At 74.2% G+C, this 17863-nt stretch carries 14 protein-coding genes and 1 pseudogene; 5 read left to right on the top strand and 10 right to left on the bottom strand.

Translation table 11 applies throughout. The features are described 5' to 3' along the window. Window positions 1–122 precede the first annotated feature (122 nt). The 5 genes and pseudogenes from OG247_RS40455 to OG247_RS40435 all read right to left on the bottom strand — a co-directional run. Window positions 123–838, bottom strand: a pseudogene (locus OG247_RS40455) (aldehyde dehydrogenase family protein); the annotation flags it as partial. A gap of 51 nt (window positions 839–889) precedes the next feature. Next, window positions 890–1378 carry a hypothetical protein gene (locus tag OG247_RS40450; protein ID WP_327256951.1) on the bottom strand — a complete coding sequence of 163 codons (489 nt, stop codon included), beginning with the start codon at window positions 1376–1378 and terminating at the stop codon, window positions 890–892. A 6-nt stretch (window positions 1379–1384) separates the two neighbouring features. After that, window positions 1385–2401, bottom strand: a complete 1017-nt coding sequence (locus OG247_RS40445; protein WP_327256950.1) for an SCO0930 family lipoprotein — start codon at window positions 2399–2401, stop codon at window positions 1385–1387. A gap of 114 nt (window positions 2402–2515) precedes the next feature. Next, entirely contained in the window at window positions 2516–3970 is a 1455-nt protein-coding gene (locus OG247_RS40440; RefSeq protein ID WP_327256949.1) for an NADH-ubiquinone oxidoreductase-F iron-sulfur binding region domain-containing protein, read from the bottom strand. Beyond that, complete coding sequence (locus OG247_RS40435; protein WP_327256948.1) at window positions 3967–4992, bottom strand: hypothetical protein; 1026 nt, start codon at window positions 4990–4992, stop codon at window positions 3967–3969. The genes OG247_RS40440 and OG247_RS40435 overlap by 4 nt, the downstream gene beginning before the upstream one ends. Before the next feature lie 500 nt (window positions 4993–5492). Here OG247_RS40435 and OG247_RS40430 point away from each other — a divergent pair, with 500 nt between their 5' ends. Beyond that, entirely contained in the window at window positions 5493–6770 is a 1278-nt protein-coding gene (locus OG247_RS40430) for a PucR family transcriptional regulator (protein ID WP_327256947.1), read from the top strand. A gap of 92 nt (window positions 6771–6862) precedes the next feature. Here OG247_RS40430 and OG247_RS40425 read toward each other — a convergent pair whose 3' ends face one another. Together OG247_RS40425 and OG247_RS40420 are read right to left on the bottom strand one after the other, a co-directional pair. After that, window positions 6863–8254 carry a DUF1996 domain-containing protein gene (locus OG247_RS40425; protein ID WP_327256946.1) on the bottom strand — a complete coding sequence of 464 codons (1392 nt, stop codon included), beginning with the start codon at window positions 8252–8254 and terminating at the stop codon, window positions 6863–6865. 9 nt (window positions 8255–8263) lie between these two features. Then, the gene (locus tag OG247_RS40420) at window positions 8264–8992 is read right to left on the bottom strand and encodes a DUF4142 domain-containing protein (RefSeq protein WP_327256945.1); all 729 of its coding nucleotides are present in this window, start codon (window positions 8990–8992) and stop codon (window positions 8264–8266) included. Between the two features lie 391 nt (window positions 8993–9383). Between OG247_RS40420 and OG247_RS40415 the strand changes: the two genes are divergently transcribed. Further along, entirely contained in the window at window positions 9384–11021 is a 1638-nt protein-coding gene (locus OG247_RS40415) for an alpha/beta hydrolase (protein WP_327256944.1), read from the top strand. A gap of 97 nt (window positions 11022–11118) precedes the next feature. Here OG247_RS40415 and OG247_RS40410 read toward each other — a convergent pair whose 3' ends face one another. Together OG247_RS40410 and OG247_RS40405 are read right to left on the bottom strand one after the other, a co-directional pair. Next, a complete protein-coding gene (locus OG247_RS40410) occupies window positions 11119–11574 on the bottom strand; it encodes an SRPBCC family protein (RefSeq protein ID WP_327256942.1) in 456 nt (151 codons plus the stop codon). 100 nt (window positions 11575–11674) lie between these two features. Then, window positions 11675–13822, bottom strand: coding sequence for an FUSC family protein (locus OG247_RS40405; RefSeq protein WP_327256941.1), 2148 nt, complete (start codon window positions 13820–13822; stop codon window positions 11675–11677). Between the two features lie 148 nt (window positions 13823–13970). Between OG247_RS40405 and OG247_RS40400 the strand changes: the two genes are divergently transcribed. The 3 genes from OG247_RS40400 (at window position 13971) to OG247_RS40390 (ending at window position 16868) form a co-directional block, all read left to right on the top strand. Next, entirely contained in the window at window positions 13971–14636 is a 666-nt protein-coding gene (locus OG247_RS40400; RefSeq protein WP_327256940.1) for a TetR/AcrR family transcriptional regulator, read from the top strand. Between the two features lie 127 nt (window positions 14637–14763). Beyond that, window positions 14764–15981, top strand: coding sequence for a cytochrome P450 (locus OG247_RS40395; RefSeq protein WP_327256939.1), 1218 nt, complete (start codon window positions 14764–14766; stop codon window positions 15979–15981). Window positions 15982–16283: 302 nt separating this feature from the next. Next, entirely contained in the window at window positions 16284–16868 is a 585-nt protein-coding gene (locus OG247_RS40390; protein WP_327256938.1) for a TMEM165/GDT1 family protein, read from the top strand. Window positions 16869–16883: 15 nt separating this feature from the next. On the opposite strand, the gene OG247_RS40385 is transcribed toward OG247_RS40390, so the two are convergent. Further along, window positions 16884–17663, bottom strand: coding sequence for a VOC family protein (locus OG247_RS40385; protein ID WP_327256937.1), 780 nt, complete (start codon window positions 17661–17663; stop codon window positions 16884–16886). Window positions 17664–17863 lie beyond the last annotated feature (200 nt).

Genomic DNA, 17863 nt, shown 5'->3' with positions numbered 1-17863 from the left:
CTCCATTCCAGGCTCTTGCCGGGCCGCGGCGGTCCGCCCCCTTGGCGTTCCGCGCGGCACGGCGGTGATCTCACTGTAATCAGCGCACCCGGGCCCCGGCGCAGCGCCTCCTCGGCTCCTCCTCAGGGCATGAGCTGGTACTCCGGGAAGTTGCCCGGGAGCCGTTCACCGGCGGGTCCGTGGGTGACGGCCCGGACCAGGAGCTCGCCGCCGACGAAGGCGCCCCGCCAGGATGCGCCGAACCCGCCGAAGAGCTCCTCCCGGTCCCCGCGCGAGCGGGGCGTGCGTGGCCGATCTTGAAGGCGCGGATCTGGGGTGCGAGGCGGCCGAAGGTGGCCGGGTCGTCGGTGGAGAGGGTGGCGACCAGGGCCCCGTTGGACCAGGACGGACATGAGGTAGTTCCAGCTGGCGATGTTGGACACCGGGCCGTCGAGGGGGGCCGGTCCGCCGGCATCCTGTCGATGTGGTCCACGTACCAGCGCACGCCCTCGACGGCCCGGTCCACGTCCGCGCACGCCAGCCGCCAGGGCTTGCCGATCTCCCACACCAGGAGCAGGGCGAGCAGGTCGCGGTGTTCGGTGAGGGCGTCGAGGGCGGCGCTCACGCGGGCCCGGCGCTCCGCCGGTGGAACCTGCCGCCAGGCGCGGTGCTGGTCGAGGGCGGCCCGTACCGCCTTGGTCGCGCTGTCCGCGTCGAGCCGGGGCGGGCCCGCGATCGGGCTGCCGGCCACGGGGCTGGTGGCGGGCAGGGCGTGCCCGTCGCTCTGCCAGGCGCCGGCCCAGAGGTTCAGGACGCGGTCCTCGCGGAAGGCCTCCGGGGCCGCGCCGAGGGCGCGCCGCCGGGGACGGCTGCTCCGACCGTACGTACCCTCGGTGCGGCATCCGTGCTCTCAGGCGTCGGCGAGTCGCGCCCCCGTGCGCGTCAGGATCGCCGAGGGGTGGGCGCCGTGGGTGTGTCCGGGCGCCGAGTCCAGGGTTCCGCCGAGGCGGTTCCGGGCCTGGGTGAGGGCGTCCGCCGAGGGCGCCGTGATGATCCAGCGTTCTCCGACGAGGTACGTGCCACCGTACTGCCGGGACTCCGACAGCCACGCGGCTCGGCCCTGGGCCGTGCCGAAGGTGGCCACCCGGAAGGCCTGCCCCTCCACCGAGCAGGCGCCCTCGCGCACCTCCTGCGCGTCGACCGTCACCTCGGGGACGCACCCCAGGGCGGCCGCGATCCGGTCCAGCGGCTCGGGGGCGGGGGGCGGGGACGCCGCCCCCCGTCCTCCGCCGGTGCTGCCCGCGCCCGCTGTGCAGGCCGCGCAGGCCGCGCAGAGGAGGGCGGCTAGCAGGGCGATGGCGCGGGGCGCGCGGGGCGCCCCGTCTTTCCGGCCGCGCACGGCCGGTCAGCCCGCCGCCGCGATCTTCTTGCCCGCGTCGTCCACCGCGAACCAGAGGCCCTGCACGCCGTGTCCGTTGGTCTGGCCCGGTGCGGTGTCTCCGGTGAAGAGGTAGACCGGCCAGCAGTCGATCGTCAATTGACGGGTTCCGTCGGGACGTTCCACGGATCCGACCAGGCCGGCGGGAATTCCGACGGCCTTTTCCGCTTCCACGGGTGCGGCGGGTTTCCACGTGTCCAAGCAGGCGTCGAGGCAGCCGAATTTCATCGGCCAGGCGCTGTCCTTTCCGAACCGGTAGAGGGTGCGCCCCTCGGCGTCCACCATGAGCTTTCCGAGTTTCGCGTCGTCCACGGCGGAGAGCGGGACGGATTCCTCTCCGGCATCCGCCGCCTTACCGGCATCCGCCGCCTTACCGGCGTCCGCCGCCTCACCGCCGTTCGCCGCCTTGGCACCGTCCGCCGCCTTGCCACCGTCCGCCGCCAGCGCGTGCCAGGTGCCGCCGACGCCCTCGCCCTTCGCGTCGCCCGGCCGGGTGTCCTGCGCGTACCGGTACACGGGCCACCCCGCGAGCGTGAGCTGGCGGGTACCGTCGGACCGCTCGACCGAACCGAGCAGCCCGGCGTCGATGCCGGCCGGAGCCTGGGCTCCGTCCGCCGGGACCGCGGGCCAGAGGTCGGCGCAGGCGTCCTCGCAGTTCGACCGGGGCGGCCGGGCGGTGTCCTTGTCGAACCGGTAGAGCGTGGCTCCGGCCGCGTCCGTGACCACGCTGCCGACCTCGGGGATCTCCCGGACCTCCATCCTGCCGGCCGAGTCCGAGCCCTCCTCGGCATCCGCCTCGGCATCCGAACCCGCTTCCGCGTCCTCGCCGTCCCCCGCGCCGTGGCCCACCGCCCGTTCCGCTCCCGCCGCCTGGACGGTCACCGTACGGGCGGCTCCCTCGTCGCTGCCGCATCCCGACGCGAGCAGAAGTACCGTCAGCACCGATCCGGCGGCCGCCGTGGTCGCCCGGTTCCTGTTGCCCATGGTTTTCTCCTTCGATTTCCATCCGGCGCGCTTCCGTCGGGATATTCATAAGCTCTACGGAGACCGCTGCATTCGATGGCGCGGGAATTTGTCAGATCACGCCAAAGCGTGAACTCATTCCTGGATGCGGAGCGCGAGTGCCGGGCAACGGCGCACCGCGCGCAGTGCTTTCGGCCGCAGCGCACCGGGGACCGGCATGACGCCGCGTGCCGGATAACCGTCCTCGTCGAGCCGCACCACATCGGGGAGCAGGTCCACGCAGAGGCCGTGGCCCTTGCACAACGTCCAGTCCACGACGAGCCGTTCGGGGCTCTCGTCCTCGGGCAGCGGCAGGGCGCCCAGCACGCGGCGTCCGCAGCCGCTGCCGAGTGCGTGGTCGCGGAACTCGTCGGGGAAGACGGCCAGCGCGGAGGCCACGAACGAGGACGTGCCGTCCGGGTGGGAGCAGGCTCCCCGGCCGCGCACCCCCCGCATCCGGGCCTGTACCGCGTCGAGGGCCGCCCCGCCCCCGCCTGCCACGAGCCGTTCCACGGCGTCGGCGAGCGAGGGCAGGCCCCGTACGCACGGACCGCACTGGCCCGCCGACTCGCGTGCCAGCCAGCGCGCGACCCGGGCCACCTCGCCCGCCGGGCACGTGTCCTCGGGCAGTGGCAGCACCGCACCGGCGCCCAGTACCGCGTCGTAGGCCGCCAGGGACTTCCGGGAGATCAGCGCCTCGCGCGCCGCCCCCGGATCCAGCCAGCGACCGTGGAAGCCGCCGATCAGCACCCCCTGTCCGGGCACGGTGCCGCACAGATCCAGTACGTAGGCCAGGGACGTGCCCAGGGGTACCTCGACGACGGTCGTCCCGGCGACGGTCAGCAGGGTCGTGCCGGGTTCGTCGGGCAGCCCGGCCGTGCCGTACGCGGGCGCACCGAGGCGGGCGGCCATGGCGAGCTGTGCGTACGTCTCCGCGTTGGACAGCAGGGTGGGCAGGCCGCCGAGTCCCCGTTCGCTGGTCCGCGTCCGGTGCCCGGAGGGTACGGCGGGCCCGCCGTCCAGGCCGTTCACGAGGGCGCTTCCCTCGCCGGTGACGAAGCGTTCGGGGAGCCGGACGACGCGCACGCGCCGCCCGGCCGGGCCCCGTTCGGCGACGGCTTCGGTGAGCGAGCGCTCCACGTCGGGCCGGGTGACGCCGACGACCACGTCCTCGGCGCCGAGCGCGGCGGCGGCCACCAGCGCGCCGTCGAGCACGAGGTGCGGCACGTACAGGAGCAGGGCGGCGTCCTTCAGGCAACTCGGTTCGCCTTCGGTCCCGTTGACGACCACGGTGCTGCGGCCCTCCTGCCCTCTGGCGGACCGGATGACGGCCCGGAGCTTGCGGGCGAAGGGGAAGCCCGCTCCCCCGCGCCCGCCCAGGGCGATGCCCTCGGCGAGTGCGACGAGCTCTTCGGAGGGGTAGCGCGGCAGCGCGCCGTGCACGTCCAGATGGCCGGCCCGGTCCAGCCGCTCGGCGGCGTCGAGTCCGGCCAGCAGCCGGGGCCCTCCCACGCAGCCGAGGGCGGGACGCGTTCCGGAGCCGCCGTTCACCGCCCGCTCCGCACGCCGTCATGCGGCTCGGGGGAAGACGAGCCGGACGGCGAGAGGTGCGGCCCCGCGGACGGATCCGCGGCCCGTTCCGGGCGGGCGGGGAACACCGTGGCGCCCGGCTGACGGGTCAGGCGTGCGGTCAGCAGCTCGGCCGCCCACTCCGCCGGCCTGCGTACGAAGGGCGCCGGCCGGTGCGGCGGCGCCTGGCCGGGCACCCGGGGCGGCACGGACGGCGCGTGCGGCGGGGACTGCGCCGGTGGCGCCGCCGGCGCGGCCGGGGCGCCGGACGGCCTCGCGGCGGCGAGCGTACGGAGCTTCGCGCGCAGCCGCAACGTCAGCAGTCCGGCGACGGCGATCAGGCACAGGGCGTACCCGACGGTGACCCAACCGCTGGCGGCGCGACCGGACTTGAGCCCGTGGACCAGCGAGGCACCCCAGGCGGGGTACGCACCCATGTGCAGGGCGCGCCACCACAGCGAGCGCCCCCGGGTGGCGAAGGCGCCGCGGACGGCGCCGGAGACGGCCACGGCGACGAACCCGTAGCCGGCCAGGCTGCCGAGCCCGATGAGCAGCGGGCGCTGGCCGTCCGCGAAGGGCAGGACCACGGCGGCGGCGTCGGTCCGGGACCGTCCGACCTTGATCCACACGTGCAGGAGGAGGAAGCCGAGGCCGGCGACGGCCAGGCCCCGGTGCGCGGCTTGGGCGACGAGCCGGTGCCCGGAGGCGAGTAGCCTGCGGTCGGTGGCCGCCAGCCCCCACAGGACGGCGCCGGTGAGGGAGACCAGCGAGAGCACGCCGGCCCCGTAGTCGAGGAAGTCCCACAGGCGGGTCAGGGCGCCGGCGCGGGCCGCGACGAGCAGGGCCGCCAGGGCCGCGAGGCCCGCCGCACCCAGGGCCGCGGGGTGTGGCCCTCCGGAGGCGGACAGCAGCGGCGGGCGCCGCACCGCCCGCCGGCCGGAGGCGCCCGGCACCGCCGGCGTCGACGCCGCCGGGGAGACGGCTGCGGATTCCGGGCCTGACATCGGGCCGGTCACCGGGCCCGAGACCGGCCCGGACGGCGTTCCGGCGTGGCGCCGGGTACGGCCTCTCGTGCGGCGGGCCCGGTGCGAACGACCGGGCGGGCGGGGCTGGAGCAAGGGCATGTGGTCTCCCATACGTCCGGACCCGAGCACTTCCACCTCGCGCTCGGCGCCCGGGGGTCGACGTCGCAACCGCTCCTCGGCGGGCGGGAGATGGGCACCTGGCCCACCGGGCCGGCCGGGAGCGGGGGCCGGAGTGCAGAAGCATCGTGGAGGTATGCAAGCCCTCCACAGGATTTATCGAAACGTGATAATTTCTGGCCCTCGCACAGCCATCGCATCGAACATCCCCGGAAGATTCCCTTCCAGTGGTGCGGTTGCGACGGGGTTGACGCCTGATCCGCCGCCGCACCTCCCCGACGGCGATCGAGCCGATGCCGCGGGACTGCGGGCTTGCCACCGTCCCACGGGGCAGGCCATACCCCGGCTTGAACGAGGTAACAATGTGCGAACTTCTGAACCGCATCTGGTCCCGCCCGCGCGGCGAGTGGACCCGGGTCCTGCGCAAGGAACTGCCCACGGTGGCGGCGGGGATGGTGGAGGAACTGCGGGAAACCGTCCCCGGATTCTCGGCGCTCGTCGAGGACATCGGCGACGAGGTGGTCAGACGGAGGATGGAGGGGGCACTGCTCACCGCCCTCGGCTACCGCGAAGGCGCCGGGGGCGCCGGATGCACGGACACCGGCGCGGTCGACGGAGCCGAATCGGCCCCCGCGCAGGAGCCGCCGGACCCCCACGCGCAGACCCGGTCCGGCTCCGGACCCATCACCACGGCGGCCGCGGCCTTCGAAGCCGAGCACGCCCGGCCCCACCCACAGGCGCACTCACAGGCGCACCCGCACGCGGCCTTCCGCGGCGGGGAGTTGCCACCGCTCCAAGCCGTCCCTTTACAACGGTTCGGCTCGGTGCGCGAGCACGCCCGGCGCGAGCTCTTCACCCTGCTCACGGGTGACACCCCGCACCGCGAATCGGCCCGTACCGAACTGGCCGAACTGGCCGGACCGGCCGGCTGGCCGCTCCCCGTCGCCGTACGGGCGGTCGCCCTGGCCTCGCCCGGCGAGACCCAGCAGCTCGCGGCCCTCCTCGACGACTGCCTCGGCGGGATGGTCGCGGGCCAGCCGTGCCTGCTCGTCCCCACCGCCGACCCGGAGGCCCGTACCGCCCTGGAGGGCGCGCTGCGCGGCCGGCTCGCCGTGGTCGGCCACCCGGTGGCCCCCGGAGACACCGCCTCCTCCCTGCGCTGGGCGGTACGCCTGCTCGCGCTGGTCCCGGCGCAGGCCCGGTCCGGCCCGGACGCCCGGACCGTCTTCGTGGACGACCACCTCTCGACGCTGCTCCTGCTCCAGGACGAGCCGCTGGCCCACGCACTGGCCGCACGCTGGCTGCGGCCGCTGGCCGACCTCACCCCGCGCCAGAGCGAGCGGCTCGAAGTGACCCTGCTCGCCTGGCTGGAGGGCGGAGGAGCTCCCGAGGCGGCCAAGGCGCTGAGCGTGCACCCGCAGACGGTCCGCTACCGGATGCGCCAGCTGGAGAAGCTCTTCGGGCCCGGCCTGCGGGACCCGCGCACCCGATTCGAACTGGAACTGGCCCTGCGCAGCCGCCGGTTGATGGCCCAGGTCCGGCTGCGGCCGGTCCGGGGCAGCCGCCGGGCGCGCGTGGTGGCCGCCGACTTCCGCCCGTCTCCGGGCGACGGTCGCATCGCCCGCGTCAACGGCCTTTAGAGAACAGAAGCCTGAGCGGGTCGGGCTGACGGACAAACGAGGCGGTGCCGGCCCCGGAGCGTGCTCCGGGGCCGGCACCGCCTCTCGCCGGGTCAGCGGCAGGCACGTCCGCCGTTGACGCAGCGCACCGCCCGGGCCATCAGCTCGTCCGGCATGACGTTGATGAAGTCGCCGTGGTCGGTGACCGGCTTGTGCAGTTGCTCGGGGAAGCTGTCCACCGCGAAGCGCGCGCCGGGGGGCGTCGCGTAGACGATCCGCTGCACCAGTTGCGGGACGGCCTTGAAGCCCGCCGGGCAGGACCCGTCCCGCCCGGCGAAGGCCACGTGGGTGCGGTGGTTGGCACTGTCGGTGTTCTTTCCGTCCCAGCAGCTCTGGAAGGCGAACGTCCGCACCACGTCGGTGCCCTTGGGGCAGATCGGGTACTTGTCCTTCAGCTGCCGGTTCTCGAAGCCGGTGCAGCTCCACGAGGCGTTGGCGTTGGCCGGGCCGTTGGTGAAGGCCTTGGCATCGCCCGTGATGATCCTCAGGAAGCGGGGCATGGCGGCGACCCGGGAGACGGGGCTTCCCTTGAACTGGATGGTCACCTGCTTCGGGCGCAGGATCGTGCCCACGTTGGCGTCCTGGCCGCCGCCGGGGGCTCCCGCGTCCTGCTCGGCCTTGCCGTCGCGCAGCCTCAGCACCGGCCAGTAGTAGGTGGACAGGTCGCCGTTCGTACAGGTGGTCCCGGAGGCGGCGAGGCTGTTGTTGGTGGAGAAGGCGTCCGTGGTCCTGTTGCCGACGTAGTCGTGCATGTGGTGGGCGCCGTTGCTCACCCCGGGGGCGACGATCACGTTGTCGGGGTTGAGGTGGCGCTCGTCGTTGCGCCCGCATTCCACGGAGAAGGAGCCCTTGGAGGCACCGGACTTGGGGGCCGGACGCCGCACGTTCGGCTTCACCGAGCCGATGGGGACGAAGTCGGCGCGGGCCGGCCCTCCTTTCAGGACTGCTTCCGTGCCGCCCCGCGCGGTCTCCTCTTCGGCGGCCGGCGCCTCCCGCATCGCGCAGGCGCTCAGCTCCGCGAGTCCGTCGGGGCGGGCGGCGGTCCGGCCGATCGCCTCGGAGACCCGGCCGATCGACGCGTCGCGCCGTCCCTTCAGCTCCCCCAGCAGTGCGTCCGCCGGCGCCCGGCCGGTGGCGAGCCGCTGGTAGGCCTCGGCGATCTGGGTGTCCAGAGCGGCGAGTTCCCGGTCCACTTCGCCGCGCACTTGATCGGGGACCTCGCGCAGCCGCTCGCCCACGTCGGGGCAGTCGATGGTGGCCGTCACCGGTGCCCGGCGCGCCGGGTCCTGGCCCGCGGAGGCCACCTGGCCCGCGATCACCACCCCGCCGCCGCCCAGGACCAGTGCGGACGCCGCGGCGAGCACCTTGTAGAGGGGACGGGTCCTGCGTTTGTGTCCTGTCCTGTCCCGGCGCGCCGGGCCTTGCGTGGAGTCCTTGTCGCGCATGTGATCACTTCACTTCCTCGGTCGGGTGTCGGTGGGAGGGGCCGTGGGAGGGGTGGCCGCGGGAGGACTGTCCGCGAGGCCTTCGAAATCGACCAGTCCGCTGGCTTCGAGGACCGCGATGTGGTCCAGGACCGTGGCGTTGGCGTCCGTGGCGAGCTCACGGACCACGGAGTTGCGGGTCTGCGCCCGCACTTGGGCGACGAGCGCGAACACCTTTCCGTGCGCCCGCCGCAGGAGCTGCACGAACAGCCGCTCGTACGTGGCCCCTTGGGCCCGGTCCAACTGGTCGAGCCAGGCCTGCTGCTGGCCGGACGGCCGGTCCGGCAGTTCGACGCCGAGCGCCTGGCCCACCTCCAGGACCCTGCGGTCCAGTTCGGCGTGCCCTTCCACGAGGTGCTCGCCGGCCGTCCGCACCGATCGGCGGGTCCCCCGCTCCTGGGCCTGCCGGCCCGCGGGCAGTTCCCACAGTCCGGCGAGGCGGACCTTGCGCACGAACTCGCGGTCCTGTGGGGTCAGCGGCCCGAAGGCCGTGTTCATCACCCCGGCGCCGTCGTCATCGGCGGAGGCGGGGACGGGGGTGGGGGCGGGCGAGGCGGTGGCGGCGTTCGCCCCGGCCGGGGCGGCCGTGGCGGTTCTGCCGCCGAAGCTCTGCACCGGTATCAGCAGCGCGATCAGCGTGAGGGCGAGGGCGCCGAGAACGATGCCCGTGCCCATCACATGGCGCGAAGCGACCGACATGCCACCGACGTTCGTCCGACGGATTGACAGCACTGTGCCTCCTTGGCTCCCGGGACGGCCCGGGAGGCGCGCGGAGCACGCCGCTCCCCCGGTCCCCGGGTGCCAAGGGACGCTAGTGCCGGCCGGGGCTCCCCCACCGAAGGCCCATCCGGACTGGACAAACATCCGGGCGACCCTCCGAAAGACTGCTACGGTGCCGCGCCGGACCGCCGTACGACCCGTGCTCCTGATGCCTGACGTGAGGACAAGAACCCCGGCGCGTCGGCCAGTTGTCCGGATTTCCGGTCATTCGCGAGGAGTAGGGGGCCCCGGCCCTCAGGTGGATTCGCCGGGACCGTGCGGTGACCCAGGGTGGGGGCGGACCACCGCCCACCCGAAAGGAACGTCCCTCGTGCGCAAGAAACGACTGGCATCCCTCCTGGCCGCCGCCGGGCTCCTCGCGAGCTCCGTGCCGCTGCTCGCGGCCGCCCAGGCTTCCGCCCTGCCCGCCGACACCGTCCTGTCCGCCGACACCGACCGGTCCACGGACACCCTCCAGGCCGACGCCGCGTACCTGCGGCAGAGGCCGGCCTGGCACCGGTGCAGCGCCGATCAGCCGGCCTCGTACGAGTGCGCCTCGATCAAGGTGCCGCTCGACTACCGGCGGCCCCGGGGACGCACCCTCGACCTGGCGATATCCCGGGTGAAGAGCACGAACCCCGCGAAGCGCCACGGGGTCCTCCTGATGAATCCGGGCGGGCCGGGCGGGAGCGGGCTCGACCTGCCGCTGGCACTGGGCGAGGTGGTGCCCCCGGAGGTGAGCGAGCGGTACGACCTCATCGGCTTCGATCCGCGCGGGGTCGGTGCCAGCAGCCCCATCAGCTGCGGGCTGGAAGACGCCGAGCAGGGCATCGACCGGCCGTACCGGCCGGGGTCCTTCCCCTCCGACGTGGCCTGGGCGCGCACCATCGCCGAGAAGTGCCGGGAGAAGGCCGGCTCCGTGCTCCCGTACATCACGACCCGCAACACCGCCCGCGACATGGACACGATCCGTGCCGTGCTGGGCGAGCGGAAGCTCTCGTACCTGGGCTACTCCTACGGGACGTACCTCGGCGCGGTGTACACGCAGATGTTCCCCGGCCGCACGGACCGCTTCGTGCTCGACAGCGGCGTGGACCCGGACCGGATCTGGCGGGGCATGTTCCAGACCTGGGCGACGGAGGCCGAGCCGGCCTTCGCCCGGTGGACGCGGTGGGCGGCGCAGCGCGCGGGCGAGTACCACCTCGGCGAGAGCCCTGCGGCCGTGTCGAAGACGTTCTGGGACCTGGTGGCGCGCGCCGACCGGGATCCGATCGTCTTCGAGGGGCAGAAGATCGACGGTGACGACATCCGGGGGGCGCGCGGCCTGTTCTTCTACCCGGCGCAGGTCACCCCGCTGGTGGTGGCCCTGAAGGAGGCGGCCGAGGGGAAGCCGGCCCGCACTCCCGGCGCCTCGGGGCCGGACTTCGACATGAAGCGGGCCCTCGCCGGCCGGTCCGGAGCCCCGGCGGAACCCGCCTCCGACAACGGCGTCGCCGTCCTCTGGAGCGTGGTGTGCGGGGACACGGACTCCTGGCCGCGCGATCCCGAGCGGTACCGGCGTGACGCCATCCGGGACAAGGCCGCGTACCCGCTCTACGGGGACTTCGCCTCGAACATCAAGCCGTGCGCCTTCTGGCCGCGGCCGCTCGAGGCGCAGACCCCGATGAAGACGCGGGCCGGGGTGCTGACCGTGCAGAACGAGTGGGACTCGCAGACCCCGCTGGTCAGCGGTCAGGGCCTGCACCGTGCGCTGAAGGGTTCGCGGATGGTGCTGGCACTGGGCGCCGAGGGCCACGGGGTGTACCTGGCCGACCCCTCCTCCTGCGCCAGCGCGCCGGTCACCGACTATCTGGTCACCGGGCGGCTGCCGGCGGCGGACATCACCTGCCGTGCGCCGTCACCGGGCGCGGACCGGCAGGGGGCACCCACGAAGCCGCTGCCGATTCCGTCCGAGCCCGGGCGGTTCTGACCCGGAGACCCGGAGACGCGGCGAACCGGCGAACCGGCGAATCGGCGAACCGCGCACACCCGGTGAATCCGCGCATTCCCGGTGACCCGGCCCGGTCTCACCGATGCCGTGGGGACGCCTCCGCCGCCGCCTTGATCCGGCGGCCGAAGTCGGGGGCGTCCTTGCGCGCGGCGCCCAGGGCGAAGCCGACGAGGAGGCGGCCGAACCCGTGTCCGGTCAGGGTGTTGAAGACCCGCAACCGAGTCCGGCCGCCGGGGAGTTCCGTCAGGTCGTAGCCGCCCTCGGCGGTCACCAGGTTCTCGCTCAGCTCCGACCAGCGGATCCGCCCCGGTGCCTCGAGTTCGGTGATCTGGAACTCCCGGGCGGTCTTCATCCCCGCGTCCTTCACCGTGCTGCGGAAGACCGTCCCGACGGCGGTCGGGCCGTCCGGGGTCCGGGTGATCCGCTGGACGCGCGGGCTGAACTCGGGGTCGTTGCGCCCGTCCGCGAGGTACGCGAACACCTCGGCGACGGGCCGGTCGATCTCGACGCTCGCCTCGAACAGTCCGGACATCACCGCTCCTCACCACAGCCCCGCCGCCTCCTGCCGGAGTCCCGCCTTCCACGATCGCAGAGCCCCGCTCCGTGCGCACCGCCGGCGCACCGCCGCGCGCTCAGGCCCGGCCGGGGGCCGCGGCACCGGGCCCGGACGCCCCGGCCCCGCGGTCGAGCAGGGTCAGGTCCGCGGTCAGCGTATCCAGCCAGGCCATCGCGCTGTAGAACACCGGCGGGGCGTCCTTGGGACCGGGCCGGCGGGGGGCCGGGCCGGCGGGACCGGGGTCCACGGGCCCGGTGGCGTGTACGGGGTCCGCGGCGGCTGCCGCGCGGCGCAGTCCGGCCGCCACCCAGGCCCCGTACTCCCGCACCACCGCTTCCTCGGGCGGGCCGGGCGGGGCGCCCGGGGGCCTGCGACCGCCCCACAGGACGTGGTGGCCGGTCATCATCGCCGCCTGCCAGTCCTCGCCCGCGGCGGCGGCCGGATACCGGCGCTCCGTCTGGTACTGGGCGTACGCGCTCTCCGCCATGGCCAGCGCGTGCCGCACCCGCTGGTCGGGCTCCACCGCGCGGGCCCGCCCGAAGGCGGCCGTGGCGGCCTGGACGTCGTCGGCCGCGGCGTGCAGCAGCTCGGCCACGGCGCGCCCCAGTTCGTCGTGGGCTCCGCGCGGCCAGGCCAGCAGCCCGCACACCATCCCGATCACGCTGCCGACCAGGACGTCCAGGAACCTGACCTCGGCCAGCTGCCAGGTGACCGGGGCGAGCTGCGCGAAGGCCATGGCCACCACCAGCGTGAACATGGCCTGCGCCCAGCCCACGCCGCGCACGGGCCCGACGCAGAACGCGAACAGCATCAGCGGCGGCAGCACGATCGCGTACACCGTGCTCGCCTCCCCGGCCAGCGCGAGGACCCCGCCCGCGGCGATGGCGCCCACCAAGGTGCCGATCAGGGCCAGCCGGACGGTGGCCCGGGTCTGCACGGCATTGGTGCCGGTCAGGCTGAGGACGGCGAGCATCGCCCAGAAGCCGTGCGGCAGGGAGTCCAGTCCGGCGACGGCGCGGGCGACGGCGAGGGCCACGCCGATCCGGACGGCGTTCTGGAAGTGCACGGAACGGGGCCCGCTGTTCCCGGCCAGCCGGTGCCACCAGAGCCGCACCGGCCCCTCCCCGGCGTACCAGAACCGGTCGGCCGGCCCGGACACCGGCCCCGGCCCCGCCGCCTCCGCGGCCCCCGCACGCCCCCCTACGGCTATCCCGGCGGCGCCCCGCAGCACGAGCGCGGCGTCCGCCAGCTCCACCAGTGCGGCGTTGCGGAACCCGGGCCCGGGTTCCGTCACCGGGGTCCGGGCGAGGGAGACCTGTAGCTTGCGCAGCCGGGTGGAGTCGGCCGCGGGCGGGCTCCCCGCCCCGAGCAGCCCGGCCGTCCCGGAGGCCGACTCGCGCACGGCCCGTACGAGCTCCAGCCCGTCCGGCCCCGGCCCGCCGGCCCCGTCCGGCCGGCCGGGCTCCGGCGGGGGCAGGGACTGGAGCCGGGCCAGCAGGGTGCGGGCCGCCAGCCCGGTGTGGGCCAGCGCGCGTTCCCGTACGCCGGGCCCCGCGGGCCGCTGCGCCTCCGCGACCCGGGAGGGCCGCAGGGCCTGCGCCCGCTCCGCGGCACGGGCGGACTCCGCCGCGGGGAGGGTGTGGGGCGGCCGCTCCAGCGCGGCGGCGCACCGGGCCGCCTCGGCGGCGGCTCCGGCGGCCAGGTCCCGGTAGCCGGGGACCACCGGGTCGGGCAGGACGGTGGCCTCGGCGAGGATCAGCAGCAGGACCCCGGCGACGGTGCCGGTCAGCCGCTGGCCGAGGGTGTCGGGGGCGTACGGCGGGAAGCTGGGCAGGATGTACAGCAGCTGAAGCCCGGGCGCGGCGCCCGCCGGGCGGGGTCCGGCCGCCGAGGAGAAGGCCACGCAGAAGCCGATGACCAGCATGCCCGCCACGGCGGCCCAGGTCCGCACCGACAGCCAGGTGCCCAGGACCACCAGCGCACAGGCGGCCGGGAGCACCCGGGCGACGACCCGGGCCCGCAGGTGTCCGCTGCCCGGTATGCGGGAGAGCCCGGCCAGCGCGACGGCCGCGAAGAGCGCGTAGGTGGCCTCGACGGGCCGGTCCAGCCCGTACAGGAACCCGTAGAAGCCGATGCCTGCGGCGAGGGTGACCCGGACGGCCCGCCGCGCGGCCGCCGGCAGGGGGCCGGTGCCCGTACGGAGCTCCATCAAGGCGGCGCGCACCCTTTCAGCGTGCCACCGGGGACCTGTGCGGTCCTGCGGTACCGCTTGACACTTCGTCAGGGAGGGCGCAACTTACATCGGCAGCCCGATATAACTCGGCACCCGCTGTAGCTCGGCATCCCCATACGACCAGCACCCCGGAGGCCCGGTGGAGCCGTCCCGCACGCGAGAACAGACCCGGCGCCGCACCCCGCAGGGGCATCGCACCCCGCAGGCGCAGCGCAAGTCCGAGAGCCGCGCCCGCCTCATCGACGCGGCGGCCGACCTCTTCGCCCGCAAGGGGTTCCACGCCGTCTCCGCCGAAGCCGTCGCCGAGGCGGCCGGGCGCACCACGGGCGCGCTGTACAGCCATTTCGGCGGCAAGGAGGGCCTGCTGCTGGCGCTCCTGGAGGTCTGGAAGGAGCGTACGAGCGAGGAGCTGGCGGCCGAGATCGCGGCCGGCGACCCGGCCGACCCGGCCGTGCACTTCTCCGCGATGTGGGGCAGCCTGACCCGCCCGCACCCCGAGCGCGGCGACTCCTGGCTGCTGCTGGAGACGGAGCTGTGGCTGCACGCGGCACGCGGCCGCCCCCTCGTCGGAGACCGGCTCGCCCAGCGGTACACCGAGGTCCGCGCCCGGCTCGGCGAGGGCCTGGCCGACTGGGCCGAGGCCACCGGCACGCCGTTGACCCGTACGCCGGAGGAGACCGGAGCCCTCGTGCTCGGCATCCTCCTGGGACTCGCCATGCAGCACCGTCTGGAGCCGGGAGCGGTCCCCGACGGGCTCGTCGTCGAGGCCCTCGGCGCCGTCCTGGGGCTCGGCAGGGCCTGCTGACCCGCACGACTCCGATCCGGCCACCCCGATCCGTGCCACCCCGATCCGTACGACCAGATCCGTACGACCGCGATCCGTGCCACCGAGATCCGTGCCTCCCGATCCGTCCGACGAAGGGAACCGCCCCGTGCTGCCCACCGGCGAGATAGACCTCCTTGAGGACACCTGGGCCCGTGAGGTCCCGCACGCCCAGTTCACCCGGCTGCGCCGGGAGGACCCGGTCCACTGGCACGAGGTGCCGGGCCGGCACGCCGGCTTCTACGCCGTCACCCGCCACGCCGACGTCAAGGCCGTCAGCCGCGACCCCGAGCTCTGGTCCACCGAACTCGGCTCGTTCATGATCCGCGACCAGAACCCCGAGTCCCTGGAGACCCTGCGCCTGGTCCTGCTGGGCATGGACGCCCCGCGCCACTCCCGGTACCGCTCGCTGGTCAGCGCGGGCTTCACGCCCCGCGTCGTACGCAGGCTCGCGGCCCGGATCCAGGAGCGGGCGGTCACCCTGGTGGAGCGCGCGGTCACCCCGGGCCGGGACATGGACTTCGTCGCGGAGGTCGCCGCGTGGCTGCCGATCCAGACGATCTGCGAGATGGTCGGCGTGCCCGAGGGGGACGAGCGGCTGATCTTCGAGTGGAGCAACCGGATGGCGGGCTCCCAGGACCCCGAGCTCTCGGCCGGTAAGCACGACAGTGATCTCGCGGCCGCCGAGATCTACGCCTACTGCGACGCGCTGGCCGACGAGCGGCGGGCCCGCCCCCGGGAGGACATCCTCTCGACGCTGGTGCACGCCGAGGTCGACGGGGACCGGCTGTCCTTGGACGAGATCAACATGTTCTTCGTCCTGCTCTGCGTCGCGGGCAACGAGACCACCCGCAACCTGCTCTCCGGGGCCCTGATCGCCCTGATCGACCACCCCGCGGCGCGTGCCGAACTGGCCGCGGCCCCCGGGGACGAGGCCCTGTGGACCACCGCGACGGAGGAGTTCCTGCGCTGGGGCGGCTCGATCCACAACTTCCGGCGCACCGCCACCCGTGACACCGTCCTGCACGGGCGGCCCGTCGCCGAGGGGCAGAAGGTGGTCACGTACTACACCTCCGCCAACCGCGATGAGGAGGTCTTCGCCGACCCCTTCGCCTTCGACATCCGCCGCACCCCGAACGAGCACCTCACCTTCGGGGGCGGCGGCCCCCATTTCTGCCTGGGAGCCGGCCTCGCCCGCACCCAGATCAAGGCCCTGGTCCGGGAGCTCCTGCGCCGCCATCCGGAGGTGTCCCTCACGGGGGAGGTACGCCGCCTGCGCTCGGACTTCATCAACGGGGTCAAGTACCTCCCCGTCCGTTTCGGCTAGCCGCCCCCGGGACCTCCGGCCCTCACGGGGCACCCGCCGCCGCTGTTACAGTTGTCCGCAGCGAAGGGGAGTAGTCCCGAAAACCGCTGGTCGACATACTGGACGCCTCGACGGGTCCCGGCCACCGGGCCACCGCGCTTCACGTGCGGGGCGGACGAGACCTTCGGCCAAGGCATGACCCGTCCCACATCACCGTGTGGGCCGCTTCGTCGTGCCGGGCCGAGTGGTTCTTCCCGTCGCCCCCCTGCTGGGTGCCGATCCGAGCCATCAGAGCCCGGCTCCAGCAGAAAGCAGCATCCGGAATGACTCTCGACCCCGTGGCGATCTTCACCGCCTTCGGTCTGATCTTCCTCGCCGAGCTCCCCGACAAGACCATGTTCGCCTCACTGGCCATGGGCACCCGGATGCGGCCCCTGTACGTGTGGTTCGGCACCTCCACCGCGTTCCTCGTGCACGTGACCATCGCGGTCGGCGCCGGAAGCCTGATCGGCATGCTGCCGAACATGGCCGTCAAGCTCACCTCCGCCGCCCTGTTCGCCTTCGGCGCCGTCGTCATGATGCGCTCCGGCGCGGACGACGACGAGGCGGACTCGGCGGCCAAGGCCGTCACCGGTTTCTGGCCCGTCTTCACCACGGCGTTCATGGCCGTCTTCATCGGCGAATGGGGTGACCTGACGCAGATCACCACCGCCAACCTCGCCGCCACCAACGGCTGGCTGCCCACCGCCATCGGTTCCGCCGCGGCCCTCATGTCGGTCTCCGCCCTCGCCCTGATCGTGGGCCGGTTCATCGCCAAGCGGGTCCCCCTCAAGACCGTCCAGCGCTTCGGCGCCCTGTGCATGGCCGTGCTGGCCGTATGGACGCTCGTCGAAGCCTTCACCGGCTGACCGTCCGGTTCGCGGTCACTCCGCCCGCGGCGCGGCCTTGAGCAGGGCGAAGACCGCCCCGCTCGGGTCCGCCAGCCAGGCGATCCGCCCGACGTCGGGCACGTCCGCGCCCGGCATCAGCACCGTGCCGCCGGCGGTCCGTGCGGTGCTCACCACGGCGTCCACGTCCGCGACCGCGAAGTACGGCACCCAGCGGGCGTCCGTCTCCCCCTCCATCAGCGGTGCCACCCCGCCGAAGGAGCCGTCCTCCTGGTCCCCGGCGGCGGTGCTGAGCACCTGGTAGGTCATCCCGGGCGCCTCCATCTCCCGGGAGCGCGTCCCGAAGAGGGCTCCGTAGAAGGCCAGCGCCGCCATCGGGTCCGGCACGTGCAGTTCGACCCAGCACAGCGCGTTGTCGACGGAGGTCAGCTCCAGTCCCGGTGTCCGGCCCGGCTTCCAGATGGCGAATTCGGCGCCCTGCTGGTCGGTGAACTGCGCGAGCCACCCCTCCCCCATGACGTCCATCGGCTCGACGCGGACGGTGCCGCCGCCGCCGCGCACGCCGCGGGTGGTGGCCTCCGCGTCGTCGGTCCGGAAGTACACGGTCCACGCGGAGGTCGCACCCGGGTCGAGCTGCCCGACCGCGGCGACGGTCTTCCCGTCCGCCTGGAAGAACCCGTACCCGCCGGTCTCGGGCCCGAGCAGGTGGAACTCCCAGCCGAAGACGGCCCGGTAGAAGGCCGCGGCCCGGGGGATGTCCGGGCTCCCGAGGTCGATCCAGTTGGGCGAGCCGGTGCGGTAGTCGGTACCGAGCATGGTTCCTCCTGCGACGGGGTTTCGGATGCGAGGTACCCGCATACCGACCCCTCACCCCGGCATCCCCTCCCACAGCCACACGTTCGGGTCCCCCCGGTGCACCGCATTCGGCGGGTGCGGGCTCGGAACCCGCGGAGGGAGGGGAGGGCATGGGCGACCTGCTGCCAGTCCCTCCCCCGCCGGGCGGGTAACGGCCGGCG

Origin of the sequence: Streptomyces sp. NBC_01244, assembly GCF_035987325.1 — a bacterium.
Classification (GTDB): domain Bacteria; phylum Actinomycetota; class Actinomycetes; order Streptomycetales; family Streptomycetaceae; genus Streptomyces.
Note: the sequence above shows the minus strand (reverse complement) of the source record. Positions and strands in the feature narration are given on the sequence as shown.